This is a genomic window from Methylomagnum sp. (genome assembly GCF_054333355.1).
The window spans coordinates 1-4,111 of sequence record NZ_JBTEKS010000380.1 but is presented as its reverse complement, the minus strand read 5'-3'; the positions used below and the strand labels follow the sequence as shown (position 1 = coordinate 4,111).

The 4,111-nt window shown below is 64.1% G+C and carries 5 protein-coding genes; 2 read left to right on the top strand and 3 right to left on the bottom strand.

The features are described from left to right. The 3 genes from ACXWUF_RS19665 to ACXWUF_RS19655 all read right to left on the bottom strand — a co-directional run. Positions 1 to 365: hypothetical protein (locus tag ACXWUF_RS19665; RefSeq protein WP_458496280.1), on the bottom strand; the 365-nt coding region annotated here is incomplete at its 3' end. A gap of 495 nt (positions 366 to 860) precedes the next feature. Beyond that, positions 861 to 1,733, bottom strand: a complete 873-nt coding sequence (locus ACXWUF_RS19660) for a hypothetical protein (protein ID WP_458496279.1) — start codon at positions 1,731 to 1,733, stop codon at positions 861 to 863. 82 nt (positions 1,734 to 1,815) lie between these two features. Beyond that, positions 1,816 to 1,992, bottom strand: a complete 177-nt coding sequence (locus ACXWUF_RS19655; protein ID WP_458496278.1) for a hypothetical protein — start codon at positions 1,990 to 1,992, stop codon at positions 1,816 to 1,818. A 668-nt stretch (positions 1,993 to 2,660) separates the two neighbouring features. On the opposite strand from ACXWUF_RS19655, the gene ACXWUF_RS19650 reads away from it, so the two are divergent. Next, positions 2,661 to 3,467, top strand: a complete 807-nt coding sequence (locus ACXWUF_RS19650) for a hypothetical protein (protein ID WP_458496277.1) — start codon at positions 2,661 to 2,663, stop codon at positions 3,465 to 3,467. A gap of 207 nt (positions 3,468 to 3,674) precedes the next feature. Then, positions 3,675 to 4,111: serine dehydratase beta chain (locus ACXWUF_RS19645; protein ID WP_458496276.1), on the top strand; the 437-nt coding region annotated here is incomplete at its 3' end.

The following is a 4,111-nucleotide window of genomic DNA, read 5'->3' as shown; positions in this document are numbered from 1 at the left end:
GATTTGGCCGGGGCAGCGCCCGCGCCTTGTGCGGCGGTGTGATTATCCAGTAGCCAGACCTCGTAGGCGGCATCGCCCGGCAGGCCGTCCACATCAACCCGGAAGCGCCCGTCAGCCAGATCCAGCGCGGCCCGGCCCGTGGCGCCCGAGGCGGCGCGGGACAGCGCCTTGGACGGGGACAGGCCCAGATGCAGGACACGGGAACCGCCCCGGCTTTCGTAGGCGGTCTTCCAGCGGTTGAACACGCCGCCCAAACTGGCGGAATCGCCATGGCCGGTGAACGGGGCATCAGGGGTTTGGGTTTGCCAAAGCGCGAGGCCAAGGGCAAGCGTGAGGAGAGAGGCCAGTGTTATTCGTTTTTTCATGGGGACACCCATTTTTGGGGACGTTGGCGCGAAAGCGCACGGCCGGAATCCGTAGCGTCTTTGGGCGGACGTCGAGCGAGGAATAAAAAGCGGCGGGTTCGTGGCACCCGCCAAACGCGGCCGGCTCCGAAACGGGCGTGGTTGCGCGGAGGTCAAGGCCGGTCGCCGGCGGCAAACCGGCTCCGCGAAAGTCATCGCGGCGGGAGCGCGTTCGGGCCATCGTCGGCTGGCTGCCGAGCGGAAGGCCGAACCGAGCCGTGCCCCAAGGAAAGCAACGAACAGGCCAACCGCTTAAACCCCTTGGTATTCACGGGATTTCCAGGGCCATGGTCGAACCGGGAATGTAACGTGCGGGCAAACGCGCATTAACTATGGGATTTGGCTTAATTTGGTGGGGCCGGATGAAAAACCCCCGGTCCCGGCCAAACCGAAGCCGGGGGTTTCGCTGCGTTCGCCGGGACGGCCCAGCCATCCGGCTTGAATGGGAACGACTTATCAGGCGGCGGTCGATTTCCGGCGACCGATGCCGAGCAGGCCCATGACCGCGCTGCCGAACAGCCAGGCGGCGGCGGGGATGGGGACGGGGGCCGCTGAAACCTGAAGGCCGTAGTTCTGGCCGATTCCACAATTGCTGGCGGGGTTCGGGTCGCCACAGCTTCCCCCCAGCGCCAACAGGTAATAGCCCGACTTGAGTCCCGCCAGGGTCAAGCTGGCGTAGTCGAGGGCCGTGGAGGAATTATTCTGGTTGAGCTGGCTGTAGGACCAGGAGGACGCGCCCGGATTGGTGAGCCAGGGCGAACCGCCGTTCACGCCGCCATGGGCCACGGTATTGCCGCCGGAATTGGCCACCACGAAGCCCGAGTTGGCGTAGCCCACCCAGCCATTGGAACCCGCCAGCACGCCGCCCGAAGTCAAGGCGTCATTGGTGGTGAGGCTTTCCCCGGGTCCGGAGGGGCCGCGAAGTTGATTGAACTTATGGAATCCGCCGCCGCCCGTGCTGGTGGGATTGGCGCCGCCGGTCCAGACGGTGAAGGCGGGATTGTCCAGGGTGCTGGCGGTGGCGAGTCCGGCGCTCCCCTCGCCGGTCATGGTAAGCACCACGTTGTAGGTGACGCCATTGGCGATGTCGGAAGCCGACCCGACTTGCAGGGTCGCGAAGCCGGCGGTATGCACCCATCCTAAGTTTTCCGCGCCATAGTCGGTCCACGATTTGAAGGGGGCGGCGTGGCCGGTGGAGTTGATCGTCGCCCCGGTGAAGGCGCCGATGCTGTATGCCTCGCCCCCGAAAGCGCTCGCCTGAGAGGAAAAGCCGGCCAAGGCGACCGTGCCGAGAAGGCCGACGATGACTTTGCGTAGTCTTGAATTCATTGAATTTCACTCTTTTGATGATATTGGACTTTCAATGACAACATCGCCGCCTCAGCAGGCGGCGACGTCATCAATGCATCGCTTAAGCGGCCGCTTGTTTCCGGCGACCGGTGCCGAACAGGCCCATGACCGCGCTGCCGAACAGCCACGCGGCGGTGGGGACCGGCACGGTTTCCACGGTGGCGGCGTAGAGTCCTGAGGTGCCGTTCGCCCCGCCGATGGCGGGGGTGAAGTGGCCGCCGCCGGGGGACGACCCCACTCCACCACCGGGCCAACCAGCCCGTTCACGCAAGCAGCCAAGCCAGAGCAAATCCCGAGCCAAAACCCTGAGCTCCCGGTGGGGCCGCGTCTTCGCAAGCTCTTCGGGGCGGATGGAAGATGGGCGGGCGTCAAGCATCACGCGGCCTTGCGGCCCATTGAGCCTGTGTCGAGGATTCCCGGCCAGCGGGCCATCGAGACCGGGGGGCGGTCCCTGAATCCAGTTTGGTCGGCGGGCCACGAAAAGTCGTAAGGGAAATCCCTTACCTGTGCTGTGATTAGGCAAGAATCTTCAATGAGGCGCACCTTTATCCAAACTAAAGTTTGGATTTAAACCGCGTCCTGTTTGAAAACCGTAACTCATAGGATGGGTGGAGCGATAGCAAAACCCATCATGCCGCTTAGCCTGTTGTGATGGGTTTCGCTGCGCTGCACCCATCCCATACAAGGCATCTGACGGTTGGTTATGGAATTTCGTGTTTCAAATGGGACGCGGTTTAGACCGGCTTGGCTTAATGGCGGTGTCCCTCTACCCACGGGCGGGGGAGAAGACAGGCGAACCCATGCACATGGCGCGGTTGCCCTGAAGCGGAAACCCCGAGCCATATTCCCGCCAGCCAAATTCCATTATCCTCGGCCATTTACCTTTACCCATAAGAGTGCCGAGCCATGAACTTCAATGCGTCCCGCCAAGCACCCCGTTCCGGGGCTTTATGCCATAGCCGCGTCGTCTGCGCGGGCCTCGCCGCCATCGCCTGCTCGCCCGCCTTGGCCGGGAATGCCTGCCAACTCGCCGACTTGGCGGGACGCTATATCGGCTTGGATAACGGCTATGCCCGGATCAACGGACGCTCGACCCCGTCATCCCGCCTCTACCTTGAGGATTGGAGCGCGGACGGGCGGGTCTCCGGCACGGTCTGGCAGCGGCTAGGCCAGCGCTTCAAGGCAATGACCTACACCGGCCAAGCGAATGTGGGTGCCGATTGCACCGGCCTAGTCAGCCGTAGGCCATCCTCAGGACTCTGGCGAAGCTCCGTGGTGGTCTCGCCCACCACCCGCCGGACCTACAGCATCGACCTCACCCGGGGCAGCACTATCACCGGGAGCTTGTCCCCCCAAACCGTGACCGCCTGCGCCCCGGACACCCTGAAAGGCGTCGTGCTAAGCACGCAAGCGGGATTCAGCGTCGTGAAGGGGCGGTGGCAGCCCAACGCCGTGATTCAGCGGGAGGCGCATGACGGCGCGGGGAATCTGGTGGGCCTCGCCATCAGCAATTATGCCGGGCAGCCAGAGACGGCCAGCTACACCGGCCAGTTCAAGCTGAACCCCGATTGCACCGGCACGCTGCGCGAAACCGACAGCCTGGGAACCCCCTACAACTACCGCGTGGTGGTCGATGGCGCGGGCAGGGGCTATTACTACCTGCAAACCGACCCGAAGGATTTGACGGGCGCCTATCTGGGGGTCGAGCCTTGAGGAAGCCGGCCTTGGTTCATCGGCTCGGCGCTGGTCAGGACTGGCGGGGACGCCTGGGTGGCTTCGTCCATGATGGGCTTCACCAAGCATCCCTGCCGGAATAGCGAACAGAATGTGCGGGCCAATCACGTTGCCACACGGGGGACCACGCCCGCACAATGCCCCTGTGCTTCTACCAACCCTGTTCATTAAATCTGTGGGTGGCCTATGGAATCCATCAGCGCATTCGAAATCATCAAGGTGGGCATCGGCCCTTCCAGTTCCCACACCATGGGCCCATGGCGGGCGGCGGGTCAGTTCGTGCAGGCATTGCCCGACCCGGCGGCCGTGACGGGCGTGGTCGTCAGGCTCTATGGCTCCCTCGCCAAGACGGGCGCGGGCCACGGCACCGACGTGGCCGCGCTGATGGGCCTCTCCGGCGAGGACTACACGCGCATCGACACCGGCACGATTCCGGGCAAGGTGGCGGCGATTAAAGCCTCGGGCCGGATCAGGCTGGGCGGCGTGTGGGAATTGCCGTTCGTCTACGAGCGGGATTTGATCTTCGACGCCGCCACCACCTTGCCCCGCCACGCCAACGGGATGACATTCTCGGCAAGGCTGGAGGACGGCTCGGTGCTGGAGCGGACCTACTATTCCCTGGG

Coding starts and splice junctions, on each gene's coding strand:
- ACXWUF_RS19660 (WP_458496279.1), bottom strand. CDS start 1,733: ATGAATTCAAGACTACGCAAAGTCATCGTCGGCCTTCTCGGCACGGTC.
- ACXWUF_RS19650 (WP_458496277.1), top strand. CDS start 2,661: ATGAACTTCAATGCGTCCCGCCAAGCACCCCGTTCCGGGGCTTTATGC.